General features: G+C 39.8%; 11 protein-coding genes and 3 pseudogenes. 8 read left to right on the plus strand and 6 right to left on the minus strand.

The annotated features are described in order from the left end of the window. Positions 1-29 precede the first annotated feature (29 nt). Positions 30-470, plus strand: coding sequence for a flagellar export protein FliJ (gene fliJ / locus KJB05_RS19880; protein ID WP_038895910.1), 441 nt, complete (start codon positions 30-32; stop codon positions 468-470). On the opposite strand, the gene KJB05_RS19885 is transcribed toward fliJ, so the two are convergent. From KJB05_RS19885 to KJB05_RS19895, 3 genes are all read right to left on the minus strand, one after another. Beyond that, positions 465-2,681 (minus strand): EAL domain-containing protein, encoded by a 2,217-nt coding sequence (locus tag KJB05_RS19885; protein WP_208443965.1) that lies wholly within the window; start codon positions 2,679-2,681, stop codon positions 465-467. The two genes, fliJ and KJB05_RS19885, sit on opposite strands and share 6 nt — an antisense overlap. Positions 2,682-2,804: 123 nt before the next feature. Further along, positions 2,805-3,806 carry a serine protease gene (locus tag KJB05_RS19890; RefSeq protein WP_244868332.1) on the minus strand — a complete coding sequence of 334 codons (1,002 nt, stop codon included), beginning with the start codon at positions 3,804-3,806 and terminating at the stop codon, positions 2,805-2,807. A gap of 140 nt (positions 3,807-3,946) precedes the next feature. Next, positions 3,947-4,861, minus strand: coding sequence for a LysR substrate-binding domain-containing protein (locus KJB05_RS19895; RefSeq protein WP_208443963.1), 915 nt, complete (start codon positions 4,859-4,861; stop codon positions 3,947-3,949). A gap of 143 nt (positions 4,862-5,004) precedes the next feature. Between KJB05_RS19895 and KJB05_RS19900 the strand changes: the two genes are divergently transcribed. After that, on the plus strand, positions 5,005-5,940 hold the full coding sequence (locus tag KJB05_RS19900) for a DMT family transporter (RefSeq protein ID WP_208443962.1): 936 nt from the start codon (positions 5,005-5,007) through the stop codon (positions 5,938-5,940). Between the two features lie 90 nt (positions 5,941-6,030). Here KJB05_RS19900 and KJB05_RS28765 read toward each other — a convergent pair whose 3' ends face one another. Both KJB05_RS28765 and KJB05_RS28770 read right to left on the minus strand, forming a co-directional pair. Beyond that, positions 6,031-6,597, minus strand: coding sequence for an IS5 family transposase (locus KJB05_RS28765; protein ID WP_244868335.1), 567 nt, complete (start codon positions 6,595-6,597; stop codon positions 6,031-6,033). Continuing rightward, positions 6,492-6,881, minus strand: coding sequence for a transposase (locus KJB05_RS28770; protein ID WP_244142950.1), 390 nt, complete (start codon positions 6,879-6,881; stop codon positions 6,492-6,494). The genes KJB05_RS28765 and KJB05_RS28770 overlap by 106 nt, the downstream gene beginning before the upstream one ends. A 260-nt stretch (positions 6,882-7,141) precedes the next feature. Here KJB05_RS28770 and KJB05_RS19910 point away from each other — a divergent pair, with 260 nt between their 5' ends. From KJB05_RS19910 to KJB05_RS19935, 6 genes and pseudogenes are all read left to right on the plus strand, one after another. Continuing rightward, positions 7,142-9,574 (plus strand): Ig-like domain-containing protein, encoded by a 2,433-nt coding sequence (locus KJB05_RS19910; RefSeq protein ID WP_208445757.1) that lies wholly within the window; start codon positions 7,142-7,144, stop codon positions 9,572-9,574. Between the two features lie 209 nt (positions 9,575-9,783). After that, positions 9,784-10,151, plus strand: a pseudogene (gene tnpA, locus KJB05_RS19915) (IS200/IS605 family transposase). A 97-nt stretch (positions 10,152-10,248) separates the two neighbouring features. Next, entirely contained in the window at positions 10,249-10,413 is a 165-nt protein-coding gene (locus tag KJB05_RS19920; protein ID WP_208445756.1) for a hypothetical protein, read from the plus strand. Positions 10,414-10,466: 53 nt separating this feature from the next. Further along, positions 10,467-13,892, plus strand: a complete 3,426-nt coding sequence (locus KJB05_RS19925; RefSeq protein ID WP_208445755.1) for an ATP-binding protein — start codon at positions 10,467-10,469, stop codon at positions 13,890-13,892. Positions 13,893-13,900: 8 nt separating this feature from the next. Beyond that, positions 13,901-15,004: pseudogene (locus KJB05_RS19930) on the plus strand (EAL domain-containing response regulator); the annotation flags it as partial. Between the two features lie 12 nt (positions 15,005-15,016). Next, positions 15,017-15,215 (plus strand): annotated as a pseudogene (locus KJB05_RS19935) (transposase); the annotation flags it as partial. Positions 15,216-15,376: 161 nt separating this feature from the next. Here KJB05_RS19935 and KJB05_RS19940 read toward each other — a convergent pair. After that, complete coding sequence (locus KJB05_RS19940; RefSeq protein WP_208445754.1) at positions 15,377-15,940, minus strand: hypothetical protein; 564 nt, start codon at positions 15,938-15,940, stop codon at positions 15,377-15,379. Positions 15,941-16,006 lie beyond the last annotated feature (66 nt).

Genomic DNA, 16,006 nt, shown 5'->3' on the forward strand with positions numbered 1-16,006 from the left:
GCTGCTTGATAAGCGGATTAAGGAATTAGATGGAATCGAAACTTAAGGCGGTGGGCAAGCTGCAATTGATGGAAGAGAAGCAGCGAGACAAAGTCGGGCAGCAACTTGATGTCATGCGTCAGCGTCACTCCCACCTTACGATGCAACTAGCGCAACTTTCTGCCTTGAAAAACCACGCCGGACAATCCGCTTTAACCACGCCTGTTCTGAATAGTGCTGCGCTGATGAATCTTAATCGAGTCGACCAAATGCTACAAAAGATGTTGCGCCACCACGAACACGAACAAGCGGTAATGCAGGCGGAATGTGCATCGGTACAAAAGCACCTCGAATACAAACATGCTCGAGTTCAGGGTTTGGAGAAGGTGCTAGAACGTTGGCGTACTAAACAAAACTACGAAAAAGCCAAGAAAGAACAAAAGCTGATTGAAGATATCATCAACTCTCGCTTAAAGCGCAAAGCTCTATAGCGTCTCCAACTCTGGCTGTTGAGCTTTGTGTGAAGCCTTAAATAGCTCGGCTAAATACTCGCTCAAAGGCATCGGTTTCGCGACCCCATAACCCTGTGCAAAGTCGATGCCTAAACCTCTTAATATCGCAATGTGTGCGGTGCTCTCGACAAACTCTGCCACTGTTTCTAAATGCATTTCTTTTGCGACCGTCGCGATAGAGCTGACGATCAAACGGTCGGTTTCATTCTGCGTAATCTCACGAACAAACGCTCCTTCAATTTTAAGAATATCCAGTGGCAATCTGCGCAAGTACGCGAAGCTAGCATAGCCTGTTCCAAAGTCGTCTATCGCGATTTTGCAGCCCTGATGTCGCAAGTAATTCAAGGTTGAAATGGCTTGCTGTTCATTGATCAGAGCGGATGATTCGGTGATCTCAAAGCAAATCTTATTTAACGGAATAGAGAAGCTTTGAGCGCTTTCAATAATGCGTGCTGCAAGGTTTTCGGCACTGAGTGTTTTGGCGGTTAAGTTGATTGCACAGTGGCCAATCTCATCCCAATTCTTAACCTTGTCACTCAGCATTCGAAAGGTATTAAGGATGACCCAATGGTCGAGTTTGAGTTCTAATCCAAACTGATTAATCAATGGGAAAAATGCTGAAGGTGGTAGAACCTGACCATCACGCTCTTTTAGGCGGAGAAGTACTTCAAAGCTGTGTTTCGACGGCTCAGATTCAGAAAGCTTCATGTATGGTTGGCAGAACAACTCAAACTGTTCGCGCTTAAATACCTGTTGAATGTGATTGAGTTTGTCCACGCGGTCCATTTCAAAAGACTGAATGTTGACCCAATGGATGCTGATGTCATTCTGTGGTGGCTGATCGCACAGAATCGACACCACTTTCTCAATGTCTTGGTCTTGGCTAACGAGCGTGCAGAAGATGGTCGGCGACACCAATGCGACGGATGTGCCTCGCCAGTAGAATTGGAAGCTCTCTAAGTACTCGGCGACTTCGCTAAGGTCATCCTCAGCAGTATCTGAGTAATGGGTAAAGCTCAACAGCCCTGTAGAGAAAGGCGGGCGATAGCAGCGGTTGATGCTGTTGTTTCGTGAATACAAAAACTCACTGAGTTGCATGATGAGCTGAGATTTTCCCTCATGCCCTAAATCGGTCAACATCGATAGCGTTGGCGTTAAGTCAAGGTAGATCAACAAGGAACGCGATTGATGACTGATGTCCTCTTTCAACTGAGCAATGTTCGAAAGCCCTGAATATGGGTCGATACGCTCTGAGCGGATTTGTCTTTGGGTCATCTCAAACAGTTTCATTGAGTAGCCGCCAAGTAGGTAAGCTAACGTAGTGAGCACGGTAATGATGATCAGTAAGCCGTAGAACTGTTTGTCTCCAATCAATCCTTCGTTGAAGTGACGAATACCGTCGTTAAGGATCAACAAAATAAACGGCGAGCCGACAAAGAGCGGGCGAATCAAGCCGTGTTTTGCTAAACCAACTACGACAAGTAAGACGGCAAAGAAGCTCAGTGAATTGAGCATAAATGAAGAAGAAGAGAGTGCGGCAGCAAAGAAAATCGCGACGCAACTTACCAACCAAGTTATGTAGCTTTGACAACGGTTGTTAGATACCCTCAAACGTTTATCCAGTGCGAGGTAGGACTGGGTATCGGTGTCGGTCAACAAACTGACCACCACGTACAAGATTGGCGTGACTAGCAATTGAGTTAAGTAGTTACCTAACGTGGCATAAAAAAGAAAATCGGCACTCAAGAACTGGCCATCAACGAAGGTATTGACCAACATCATCTTGATGGTATTAACGAACGGAAATAAACAACCAATAATGATGAAAAACAGGCTTATCCGCCGTGCGGCAGGTTGATGAAGTGAGCGACTGTTGAGGTAGTGAAATAAGCTTGAAAACGCAAAAGGCAGTATGGGAACCGTGAGGGAATAGAGCAAGGCGTGCTCAACGCTTCGACCCGTAAAGAAGTAATAGGCCATCAAGCTCAATACAATCGCAGGTAAAGCTCGCCATTGGTAACGTAAAAAACTCACCACCATTACTGAGCTGACTACCGATATAAGCTGGAATGCATCTTTTTCAATGACGAACATTTGCGACAGTGCAAATCCGGCAAACACGGATAGGGTGACACCAAGAGTCAGAAACAGCATCGCTTTGATTCGGCGAGCCGATGCAGCTTTATTCATGAGTTTGATCTGAAAATGGTTGGATAGCCGATAATAACAGTATTATCGGCTTGAGATGAACTGGAAAATAACGCGTGTTAGAGTTTTTATTCTAAAAATTGTAACTAAGGATAAAGCTACGTGCTACAAAGATTTACGTCGTTTTGTCCAAGCCAGTAGGCCTCCTAAAGCGACCCAACCAAATCCGATAGAACCCCCATCACTGCCATTATCACCGAAGTCATTACTTGTGGTGTCTTCTGGGTCAAAACCTGAATCCCCTTCACTGTGGTAATCTTCGGTCGTGGCTAATGCGGCATCGTAAGTGGTCTTAGTGCCAGCGCTGGTTTGCGCCTCAATCCAAGGGGTGTAATTCAATACTTCAGTAAATACGCTAGGAATGGCAGGAGATTCGCAAACTGATGAGCCATAACTGACGATACCAATTTGTTGATAATTACCGCTTCCATCTTGATAAGTTAACGGGCCGCCTGAATCACCGCTACATATCCCTGTATAAGCTCGGTTTGGAAAGCCGTTGGCACACAAACTTTCTTGAGAGTTAAAACCTGAAACCAGTGAAGAACATTGTGAGTCTGTAAGAGGTTGGATCTCTGCCCAGCGCAGGTAATTCGGTCCTGTCGCATCGTTGGTTGAGGTTTGACCAAGCCCAAAGATTTGGAAAACTGAACGGTTACTGTAGTCACCAAATTCCTGTGGCAAAGTGATGGATTGGACGTTGTCTGTGATAGGGCGAGTCAGTTCCAATATCGCGATGTCATTGATCCACAAGTCACTCGCGTTGTAATCGGGATGAATCGTGATAGAGCGTACGTCTTTGAACTCCTCGACAAACACATCATCCATGGTTGGGTTTTTGACTAAAACGCGAAGATCATTGATTGTCCACCCGTCGGTGAATACATCCGATTCTACACAGTGTGCAGCCGTCATGATGTACCTGTCATTGACGATCGTACCGCCACAGATGTTGGCAAATTGACTTGAGCCAGTGCGGTGCAGTATCAGGCGTGCAAAGAAGGGGAGTTGATTCGCAGACGCTTGTTGCCCGCCAATAATAAACGTTTTTAAATCAGGGTCGTTACCGCTACTGGCGGTTTCTGCAGTTCCAGACAGTGGCACCATGAGTAAAACGCCACTTATTAAGACATGATACAACCTCATAAAGCCATCCTTGGGTTTTGAAAGTACTCTTCTTACTTTATACCAATTCCGGCATTAATCTATTCACTTAAGAAACGAATAATTTTAATAAAGCCTATAGGTTACTCAAGGGGTTGTATATTGTTCTGACCAAACTCTTGCCGCAGCCAAGAGCGTAACAAGTGAAACGCCTCATGTTTGAGTTTGTGTGGCGGACAGACGAAGTAAAATTGCTGGTAAGGATTGATGATTGGCTGCCCTAATTCTACGAGTTGGCCGTATTTGATGTCATCTTTTACAAATAGACGGTGCGTGACCAACAAGCCGAGTCGTCGGGTTGTGGCTTGCACGGCCTGAATCGACATATCAAAGGTGACTGGCTTTTTCCCTTTTGGACGTTCTATGCCGGTTTCTTCTTGCCAAACTTGCCAGTCGTGTTTGCGGCGGTCATTGGTAACTTCGATAATGGGGTAGGTGTTCAGAAGTTCTGGAATGTCATATGGGGCAGAGTGTTCGAGTAGTTCAGGGCTGCACACCAAGACCAGTTCATCCTCACTCAGCTTCTCACAATAGTAGTCTTGCCATTCAAGAGGACTGCCGTGCACCAAGGCGGCATCAATGCCTTCTTGTTCCAAACTGAATTGACCAATCAGGTTAGATAAGCGGATATCTAGTTGCGGGGCGAACTCTTGCAGACTCGACATTCGAGGTATCCACCAATGTAGGGCAAGTGAGTTGACCATATTAAAGGTAATGCGCTTGGAATTTTGGTCATGAATCAGCGCTTCTGTGGCATCGACAATCTGCTCAAGTGCAGGTGCGACTTTACGATAGTATTTTTTCCCTTCGTTATTGAGGCGAACTTGGCGACCAACCCGATCAAACAGAGGCTTGTTCACTTGGCTTTCTAAGGATTTGATGGCTTGGCTAACCGCGGAATGGCTAACAGAGAGCAGTTGAGCCGCTTCTGTCATGCTGCCAGTCTCTGCTACCGCAACAAAGGCATAGATTGACTTCAGTGGGACTAATTTGCGCATAGCGTCTTCACTCCTATTACCTTTGTAGTTAGCGGTAAGCTGATTCTTAATCTGTAAGTTTTACTTACATTAGCGTTTAAAATAACTCGCTATTTCTGATTAACGCCTTTGCCTAAAATACTCCATGAATTAAGGAGTATCCAATGAAAGTCGAAAATAAACCCGTCATCTTTATGCTGATGTCTACATTAAGCTTATCTGTTACTGGACTGCTAGCGAAGCAGCTTAGTGATGATCTTTCGGTGACCCTATTCAGTTTCTTGCGCTTTTTCACCCCGGCGTTGATTTTATTGGTCATGCTGCGCTTCAAAAACCTGACTCTCCCTACTGGCAAGACTTTTAACCCCATTTTGCTTCGTGCCTTTTGCATTGGTATGTGTCAGTTGTGCTTTATCGCTTCTCTACAAACGCTCACCCTAGTCGAAGGTGTGGTGTTGTTTGCGACAGGGCCTTTGTTTATGCCTATCGTAGAAAAACTCTTTATGCGCGGACAGGTTCGAATGTCGACCATAGTGGCACTGGTTATGGCATTCACTGGTGTGATTTTGTTGGCTGGCGCAGATGGTGAATTTACATGGCGAGTCGACCTGTTATTGGGCTTGGCTGGTGGCTTGTTTAACTCAGGCTCACAACTGACACTCTATAAAGCGAGTAAAAGTGACCTGTCGCCATTAGAAATCAACTTCTGGACGTTCGGTTGTGCTGCTTTACTGATATTGCCACTGATGCTTTTCAACGATGCAAATGTGTTATTGCACTCGCTCTCATTCCACGCGTTTGAAACACCGAATACATTGCTTGTCTTTTTGATGTCTCTTTTGATCATCAATACACAGGTCTTTCGTTCGAAAGCGTATCAATTGGCTAGCAGTGGCTCTCAACTTGCACCACTTATTTTCACCAATCTACTGTTCACAGCGGTATGGCAATGGATGTTTTTCGATGACCAAATGAGCCACAGACAAATATTCGGAATAAGCCTTATTGTGCTAGCAACGATATTAAACACATGTTGGGTTCGGTTCTCTGCAATGTTTGAAATGCGAAAACAGAGGTACGGATTTACAAAAATTCACTAAAAAAAGCGGAAGATATAAATCTGCCGCTTTTTTTAGGCTTTGTTGCGTAATTCGGACAGAAAACCAAATTGCCCGAAAATTGAGTAATTATTAAACAACATACTGAGTTTCAGGCATACCAAGCCCTGTAAGCTTGTTCAGCGCTTTAATCATGGCGTAAGTCTCACCAACTTGAGCGTTGTAGTTCCTCAGGCTTAATTTCCCACCTAACAACTGTTTCACTCGATACATTGCTGTCTCTGATAGCGAGCGCTTATGATAGCCATAACGCTTTTTCCACTTCTTGTTGGAGCCGTATAGCTTCTGACAACCTACTGCTAAATTGCGAGGATGTCCTTCCTCCCAGAAGGCTGCGCCTTCTCGTGGCGGAATAAGCGGAACCGCTCGCTTTATCCGTATGGCATCATGGCAATTCCTTGTGTCATAAGCGCCATCACCTGATATCTCAATGATTTTACGACGTGTCTGCTTGAGTAAGTTGGGGAGCACTTCGGCATCGGTTACGTTAGATAAGCTCAGCTCTGCTGCGACTATTTCGTGGGTGCTTGTATCTACTGCGATATGCGGCTTACGCCAAACCCTACGCTTCCCGTCAGTACCATGCTTCTTAACCTTCCATTCACCTTCGCCATAAAGCTTGAGACCAGTGGCATCAATGGCGAGGTGTTGTATCGCACCTCTGTTTTGGTTTTAAATGAAACCTCAACTTCCTTGGCTCGACGGCTTATACAGGTGTAGTGCGGACAAACTAGCGGGACGTTAGCAAGCTTAAATACGGAGTCTAGAAAACCTTGCAGCGCTCTCAATGGCATAGAGAAAACGCGCTTCACCATCAGTGCAGTAGTAATGGCTAGGTCGCTGAATCGGCGAGGTCTACCACGCTTGCCTTGTCTATTTTGCTTCCACTCGGCTATCGTTTCCTCATCAATCCAAAAGGTCAAAGAACCACGGTTGATTAAGGCTTTATTGTACTGCTTCCAGTTAGTTGTTTTGTAATGAGGTTTAGGTATGAGGTTACGACGATTGATGGGTGTAGCCGATCAGATCGTAGCTTCTTGATTTAGTTCCATCGATTTAAGCAACAAAGCCCAACGCCTATGTAAAGTGTATCGGAAAATCTTTATATTGAGGCAGTTTTGATACAATTTGAGCTGTGGTCTTGGTTACTATGTGTTCAAGTTTTAATCATTTGGTGCTAACAATGATAATTAAAAAAAATGGTAAGGGCTCTATAGTTGGGTTTTTATCTTTCGCATTGATCTCTGGTTGTAACACAGATGACGCGAATAGAGACAACGTGGAAGCTGTTGAAGACGTCGGAGTAGCATTAGCTGTTAGAGATGGTTTTGTCGCTATTGCTCCTGATGCGTCGGGGTTTGTGGATTTAACACCGTATGTCGTAAAAGGGACAAATGTTGATGCCAAACTCCAAGACGTAATTCTGGAGGGAGCTAATAGTAATAGCTGTGGAGATGCGAAACTCAATGTCGAAAAGCTTGGTTTCAACACGGTGCTGACTTCAGATAGTGCACTATGTAATTATCGGTACATCGTTCAAGGTGAAAATGGAGTGGACACTAGTTCAGAGAGTGCAACCCTAACCGTGGTTGCGAGCTCTGCTGCAGAATCAACACTATCTCCACTATCCATAGCGATGGTAATTGACTCTGCTTCTGGTATGGCAAAAACGAGTATTAAAATAGACAGTGAATTAAGTGCGATTGGCGCAACATATCCGGCAGGTTTCACATTATCTAGCGATTACACGCTTTCTGGTAATGGCAATGTCACAGTTCAACCTACTATCAGAACTATTGAATTCGAAACGAGTGAAGTCGGTTATAGCCAGATTATTTATAAACTGACAGATCCTATTGGATCAGCTCATCGGTTTGGTGTGATCGATATAGCTGTTTCTGATTCACTTAACCAAGCCCCCATAGCTGAAGATTCCGGGGTTTGGAAGAACACCGTTGCCGCGGGAGAAGACGAGATAATTAACATAAATCACTTGGTTACGAGCCCTGATGGTGACGATTATCAACTAGTGTATGTTAACGCTTTTAATGCAAATGTCGAGTCCGTCGCCCCATCAGACTTAACCAATAAAGAGTTCAGATTCCAAACGCTAATAGCCGGAGAGCATGATGTCTCATTCGTTGTATCTGATCATAAAGGTGGATTTGACTCCGGAATGGTTAAAGTCAAAGTTGTCGACCCATTGACCGCTAAGTGGAAAGGTATTGAGTACGAGGGGAAGTTTTTCACTGCTCCTTACACTTATCAGGAAGCTATAGACGCTGGAGTTGTATTTTCGGGAGGAAATTACGATAGTGGATATAGTGTTCCGATTAAAGTCGCAACGTTTTCGTTTTCAGAAGCAGACAATCAATGTGCCAAAAATGGAGGATTACCTAGTATTGTTGAAATAACTGATTTGTTTACTAAGGGGGCACTAGAGCACCAAAATTGGCCGCTTGATAAGCCCTATTGGGTTGAAGATGGCAATGTGTACAGCCTCTTAGATGGTTCTTTGGGGACTGCAACACCCGGTGAAAACTATTATTCGACATGTGTACAGGATCCATATGTTTTCACAACTGCACTGAAAGCCATCGCGTTTTCTGACGGCGTTGATGAAGCATTAGTAATGTATTCTATCCTAGATAAATCTGGTTTGCCTGTACAAGGAGTAAAAGTAAAGGCGGAAGTAGATGGTAGTGCTGTATTAAAGAACGATGAAATTACAACGAGTCTAGAGGGTACTGCGATCTTTAGAGTAACAAACAGTGTAACCGAGAATGTAACTCTTAGTATTAATGGATTTCGAAACACATTGTATTTTGCTGGGGATACGAGTGACGCAGACTTCGATAGTTTTATAATCGTAGAGAATGGTTCTGTTGCGAACGGAATATATACGAATGCTATTAAAGTTGTATTAAAAGATACAATAACAGGTCTGCCGGTTCAGAATGCAAAAGTTACTATCTATACTAATGGAACTGCAAAATTAGTTGAAGATCCTTCTACGCTTTATACAGATACCAATGGCGAGCTAATTGTTCATTTTACCGATACCAATGTCATTGTTCCTACTGAGGTTAGAGCAAGCCTAGATTATGGGAGTCTCGCGACAACGAACAAACAAGAAATATTTTTTGTTCAGCCAACACTTAGTGACGGTGTGACTATGTGGCATAAGCCATTTAACTACAATGAACTTATGGCTCTTGGTTTCGATAAAATAGTGATGGAGCATTCAATTGCAGATACAGATGAATATCATCCGCGTGGGTTTCATTTTGGCTTGGTGGCTGCTGCTGATTACGAAACGTTCTGCAACGACTTAGATTTTGGGGGCTATGACGATTGGAGTCCGATGGACGTTTTTACCATTGAAGACACTGCTAACTGGATCGTAGATACTTATGGTTCTGGAGCAACATGGTGGACCGAGTTCAATTGGGTCGGTGCAGGTTTATCGGGCAAAATTGGTAGTGACGGATTTTATACCTCAAGTATATCCGGTACTACCTCCCGAGTCGGGTTTAAAATAAAAGATAAGTTTAATAGATACGTATTTCCTAACACAGGAAGTTTCGCTATGCCGATGTGTGGGCGGAAACCCTAATTAAATATTTTCTTTTCGTAAGAAAATAGATCTCTCTTTATGGATTATTTTTAACCACTTAATTTATTAAGTGGTTTTATTTTTGTTTAATAAACTAAACTACTCATGCTAAATGCGTATTTAATTTCTTCCAGAAGTCAAATAGGATAAATAAAATGAGTAGATACAATCAAGCCTCCCACGTATTTTGGTAGTTTCAATACCATGTAATGTGGACTCCAAATTATCGATTTAGGAACTTGAAGAACATTATAGGTAAAGAAGTTTATCGATGTATTCATGTTTACTGTAATCAATTTGGATGTGAACTAGTAGAGTTAAACATACAAGTTCACGAGCATTTAGTTGTAAAAGTTGCACCAAAGCTTTCGGTATCCAATTTGATGGTGGTATTGAAAGTCAAAATAGCCTTAAAGCGATTTAATAACTATCCTCACCTTAGGAAGAAGAGGCTTTGGTTTTGGCAAAGAGGCTATTTTTCGATAATGTTGGAATCAATGAAGAAATCATATGCCAATATTTAAAACATAAAGAGAAGCAAGAGCGAGTCGAGCAATACCAGTTGGCGTTGGATTAATCAAAGGCCCCCTTTTTTAGGGGGCACACAAAACTACTTTCTTTAGAAGCTGCTAATTTGCTAGAAAGCGCTAATTAAATTCAGGTTGAAATAAATTATGAAAAAAAACTTATTTATTGTCACTTTATTTTGTCTTGTTGCGGGGGGAGTTGGGGCAAAAGAAATAGATTTAAACGAATCTAAAGAAAAAACACAAATTAATGTTGCTGTATTAAATTATGAAAAAAATAATAACAATGATTTTTTTACGACTACAACCTGAAACTCTTAAAAGATATAGTCAAAAAAAATGAATTTGAAGCGGATTATATCAATGTGAAAAACATTAATAATATGTATGGCGCTATTAATAGCGATAGAGCTAATGTTGCGATTCGTTTTAATGATTCAATTTTAATAAATGATGGCGATTATTTATATACCAAGCCAACTATGCGTACTGATGCCGCATACATTACTTTAAACGAAGACCCAAGCCTTCAAGATGAAGAAAGAAATTGGATATGTATTGAACAAAGCATATTTTGCCGAATCTTGAGAAAAAACAAATATAAAAATATTAAAATATTGCAGAACTTCAATTCTGCAATGAAGGTATTGCTTATTGACAAAAAGTCAGCCTTTATTGATAGCTATATTAACATTAAAAAACATTTGTATAATGATTATAGTTTTGATGTTGATGTTTTCACCCCTTCATGGGGAGGAACTATATATTCACAGTATATGGCCAAGAAGGAAAATATAGAGTTAATTGATAAAATAAATGATGTAATTGATCATTTTGAGGAGTCTGATGACGACTTATTGTCAGCGAGGGCTGACTCATATCACATTTCTGATATGCTTAATAAATTATATAAAGACGATAACAAAAGTCGTGAAGTAATTAGATACTCTTTCAATAGCGATATCTATCCACTTCTATTTACTAATAAAAGTGGGGAGCTAAATGGCTATATATTAGATATATTGAACATGATCGAAAGGTATTCCGATCTAACTTTTGAATATATTCCATTAAAAGAAGGTGATGATTTGCAAGGCATGTTGAGTAGACGTGAGATAGATTTAATCCCCTACATTGATAATAAATTAAATATAATTCCCAATACCATTCTAACTAAGCCTTATTGCTCAAAAAATTATTACGCTGTTAAGCATTCGGAGAATCTTAATTCTCCAACTAAGAAAATTGGGTTACTTAACTTTGTCGAAAAATTAGAAGGTAATAGTTTTAGAGATAACACTATATATTTTAACGACTCAAAGAGTATGCTAAAAGCTTTGAAGTATGGAAAAATATCGAAAGCTTATATGAATGAAAATATTATAGATATAATAGTTTCTTCTACTGCGGATGATATTTTTGAAATTGATACAACGGATAGTAAAGAAATTTCAATATCTATGTTAATGTCTAAAAATAATCTATTTTTGGTCGAAGCGATAAATGCAATATTTGAAAACATGCCCAATAACGAGTTGATTGAAATTGCAAAGAAATACGAAAAATTTAATGTGAGTTATGGATACGACGAGGGAAATATAAATCGGCTGCTATTTTTAATTTTAATGATAATATCTCTTATATTTTTAATGGTAATTCTATCACAGAAAAAACAGAAATTAAAAATGACACGACAAAAGAGCGATACTGAATCTTTTAGGAAAGAAAATGCTTTTTTACATCAAGTTATCCGAGAATTACCATCACTTATTATGATTGAACATGATCAAGGTAACCTTCACTATAGTAGCTGTAAAGCCTATAGCGAAGGAACTTGTAAAGGGTGTAATAAAAATGTTGATAACTTTAAAGATAAAACTGTCATTGAATTAGATAATTGTGCTCTTAACTTTAAAGTGGCTGAGATATTCTTCAAAGAAATTTATGTGAACCAGAAAAAATATCAACTTACAATTGTTAATGACATCTCTGAAAAGGATAAAAGAGAAAAGGAACTAAACAAGGCTAAGCGAAACTCAGAAGAGGCGATTCGAACAAGAGAAAAATTTCTAGCGTCTATGAGTCACGAATTAAGAACCCCTATAGCGGGTATGGTTGGATTAATTGAAATTCTTAATACAAAGATAAAAAATGATGAAGCATCCTTATTGTTGAGAAATGTATCTTCATCTGCTAAGCAATTGAATTTATTAGTTAATGATATTTTAGACTTCTCTAAAATTGAAGCGAAGCAACTACGTATATCTGCTTTTGATTGCGATATTTTACGTGAAACAGGAGAAATTGTGAGGGTTCATTCTTCTGTTGCACACAAAAAAGGGATCAAACTAAATTATGTATTTGAGCCAACGAGGATAAGAACGATATCTATAGATGCACTAAGGTATTCTCAAATATTAAATAATCTTTTGTCCAACGCAATAAAGTTTACGTCTTCAGGGAGAGTGAGTTTCAATATCGAACTAGATAACAAAAGTATTAGGTTCTCAATAACTGATACTGGTTGCGGTATGACAAAAGAACAGTTGAGTAACGTTTTCAATCCTTTTGTTCAGGCAGATAGCTCGATTGCGAGAAAATATGGTGGGTCTGGATTAGGGCTTTCGATTGTTTCAGAGTTAGTCCATTTAATGGAAGGCCAGCTTAATGTCGAGAGTATTGAAGGAGTGGGAACAAGATTTGATGTAACTTTACCTTTCGAAGCTATATGCTTCTACGAGAGTGAACTGGATAAATTTCATTTTGAAACTTATGGCGTTAACGAGTTAGTCAAAAAATGGCTCCAAACTTGGGGGGCTCGCCAAAATTCTAATGAAGGTGATAGCCAAAAGGTAGTGATTACTTCTCCCGATAATGAGTATCGTTGTGTTGATATGGAATATGATAAAATGATAGTTATCAATGAAAAGAGTGATAATTTCATAGAAATGAACGAAAATAAAATTGAATTAAGTGCAAGTCCATTTTATCCAGACTTGCTATTTGATTGTTTGTATCGAACAAAAAATATAGAAAATTACAAGTTTTCAATGACAAAGACTTTCAAAGGAAAGGTATTGGTCGCTGAGGACAACCCTATCAATCAATTAGTTAAAAGAAAGCAACTAATTCAAATTGGGTTGACACCTCATGTAGTAGATGATGGAAAAGCTGCTTTTTTGGCACTTCAAGAGAATCCAGAAGAGTTTGATGTATTGTTAACAGATTGCCATATGCCTTTCATGGATGGTTTCGAACTGGCAAAAAAAATTCGAGAAGAGCTCAATTTAGGCAAGCACTTACCAATTATTGGTTGTTCTGCTGAGAACTCCCTCTCGGTAAAAAATAAGGCAATTGAATCAGGTTTTGACCATATGCTTTTTAAACCATACGGAATAGAAAACTTAGCAGGTTTAATGAGTGGTTGCATCCCGTATGAATCTGATGAAACTTTGCCCACCGAACTAAAGGAAAGCACTAACTCGAAAACGTACTGGTTGGATCAGTTCGAGCTAGATGAGATTGACCAGTTTAAGGACACTTTGATTAAATCTCTAAGCTCAGATTTGGAAATACTTAAGTTAAATCAGGAGGATATATCTTCTATTAAAAAAGTGGTCCATAGAATAAAAGGAGGAACTTCTAGTTTAGGGGTCTATGATGTTAGTGAGGTGGCAATTAAAGTAGAAAATGATATTAGTAATCGACGTGAATTTAAAGAAAGCTTGTCCGAATTAATTAATATTGCTGAGTTTCATTTGGAAAAAACAAAAAACTATATTAGAACCTAGAGGTGTATATGAAAATTTTAATTTTAGATGATAGCGAGATCGAATTACTAGTTTTAGAAAGGAAGCTAAAAGCAATTGTTCAGTGCGAAATATTTATGGCTAATAGAGTGGAGCATGCTATAAAATTAGTAGAGGAGTATGATTTTAACTTAATTATTTGTGACTTAAGTATTGCAGACTCTGATGGTATGCTATTTATTAGTAAGCTAGAGAGTATGCGCTATGAGAATGCATTGTGTATTGCAAGCGGTTTGGATGAAGAGGTTATTTCATTAGTGGAACGTACCGCTATTTCAATGAATATTAACGTAGTTTTCTCTTTGAAAAAACCAATTACTGATGAACAATTATCGGAACTAGTAAGTAGGTCTAAATACTTTAAAAAACACACAAAAGTAAATAAAAAGGATGCTAAAATTTATTCTATAGAACGAATTTTGGAAGGTCTGAAAAATGATGAGATTTTGCTTGCGTATCAACCAAAATGCAGTTTTGATGATGGAAAAGTGTATGGATATGAAGCCCTAGCTCGTTGGCAGCACCCTCAGGATGGAATCATATATCCCGGGGGGTTTATTCCTCAGCTTGAAAAAGAGGGAGAAACTCTGGCTTTATTTTATGCAATGTTGGATGGTTATATCAAAGATTCAATTGGTTTTTCTGATGATAAAACGGTATCTTTTAATATCACCGCAGCGGACCTGGAACGAGAAGACTTCGCTTCTACTGTTTCTGACATGCTTTCCATAAATAATATTAACTATTCAAATATAATTATTGAAATAACTGAAAGTCAGGTATTCCATCCTACATCAACGATGATGAAAAACATTGCTAGGTTAAGGATCCTCGGACTAGGAGTGTCTCTCGACGATTTTGGCACCGGATATTCAAGTTTTGTCAATTTGGTTAATTTACCGTTTACAGAACTAAAAATTGATAAAAAGTTTGTTCAAGGTTATCTCTTGAGTGCTAAGTTCAAAGAAGTGATAGAGTTAATAGTAACCCTTTGCCATAAAACTGGGATCAAATCAGTTGCTGAAGGCGTCGAGACGGAAGAACAATTCAAAGCAATGAAAGCGCTTGGAATAGACTACTGCCAAGGTTATTTCACGGGGAGGCCGATGTTTCGTTAAAGAGTGTTCTCTATGCCATTGAGAGTAATGCAAGGATTTATAGACCCGGTGTTTAAACTGGCTAGTATCCCGCTATTTTGTCCACATAACATTTATATAAGTCGTTGAGCTAAGGACGTTGAGGTTTCAAACCAGAAGAGGGATACAACATCTAACTATTGATGCTACAGTTCTCAAAGTTTATGGCTAAGGTGAATGGAAGGTTAAGATGCATGGCACTGGCGGGAAGCGTAGATTAGAGCTTCTTGTGTCATTTGGGTGGTGGTATCAAATTTCAATGATGAAACGTATTGGAAGAACAAACGCAGAGCACAAATGTTTGTACTCTGCATAAAATATAAATAGTTTTTAGTTAACGGTGTAGGAGATTTCCATCTTAGCTTCATCACCATTAATATCCACAACTCGTAACATACCTGAATGGTAGCCTAGTGTTGTAGTGTCTGCATATTGACTACCGTCAATATTTGCATAAATGAGACCGTCCTTCGCATCAATTTCCATATATGTGTCAGCAAATACTAATGCAGGTACATTGGCGTTTAAAGTAAACGTCGGATATTCGCCTTGATTAATGATATTAACCGGAAAGTCGATGTCTTCAACGGAATAATCAATAAATGATGATTTATGGTTCCCAGTTAAGTCCCACACATTTAATTGAATATGATGTTCACCATTGGTTAACACGATTTCTTCCGTTAACGCTTTACCGTCAAGAGTGACTAGAGCAATATCGTTGTCAGAAGAGTAAGAAACACCAGTGTCACGTAGCAAAATTTCGCCGTTTGGTTTGAAGGTATTAGAGCTATCGTAAAGGGCGTCTTTTGTTTGTTCATTAATGGTTACTTCAGCATAAGCGCCGCTTGCAAATGAACAAAGGATACAAATTGAAATTAAAGATTTTTTCATTATTAATTACTCCATAGAGTTAGGTTTTAGTGCATCAAGGGGCTTACGTTTTCATTTAACACCCAT

Origin of the sequence: Vibrio sp. B1ASS3 (assembly GCF_905175355.1) — a bacterium.
In the GTDB taxonomy this organism is placed as follows: Bacteria; Pseudomonadota; Gammaproteobacteria; order Enterobacterales; family Vibrionaceae; genus Vibrio; species Vibrio owensii.

Bases quoted from the DNA above. Each gene is read 5' to 3' on its own strand.
- fliJ (WP_038895910.1), top strand. From the start codon at position 30: ATGGAATCGAAACTTAAGGCGGTGGGCAAGCTGCAATTGATGGAAGAG.
- KJB05_RS19885 (WP_208443965.1), bottom strand. From the start codon at position 2,681: ATGAATAAAGCTGCATCGGCTCGCCGAATCAAAGCGATGCTGTTTCTG.
- KJB05_RS19890 (WP_244868332.1), bottom strand. From the start codon at position 3,806: ATGGTGCCACTGTCTGGAACTGCAGAAACCGCCAGTAGCGGTAACGAC.
- KJB05_RS19895 (WP_208443963.1), bottom strand. From the start codon at position 4,861: ATGCGCAAATTAGTCCCACTGAAGTCAATCTATGCCTTTGTTGCGGTA.
- KJB05_RS19900 (WP_208443962.1), top strand. From the start codon at position 5,005: ATGAAAGTCGAAAATAAACCCGTCATCTTTATGCTGATGTCTACATTA.
- KJB05_RS19910 (WP_208445757.1), top strand. From the start codon at position 7,142: ATGATAATTAAAAAAAATGGTAAGGGCTCTATAGTTGGGTTTTTATCT.
- KJB05_RS19920 (WP_208445756.1), top strand. From the start codon at position 10,249: ATGAAAAAAAACTTATTTATTGTCACTTTATTTTGTCTTGTTGCGGGG.
- KJB05_RS19940 (WP_208445754.1), bottom strand. From the start codon at position 15,940: ATGAAAAAATCTTTAATTTCAATTTGTATCCTTTGTTCATTTGCAAGC.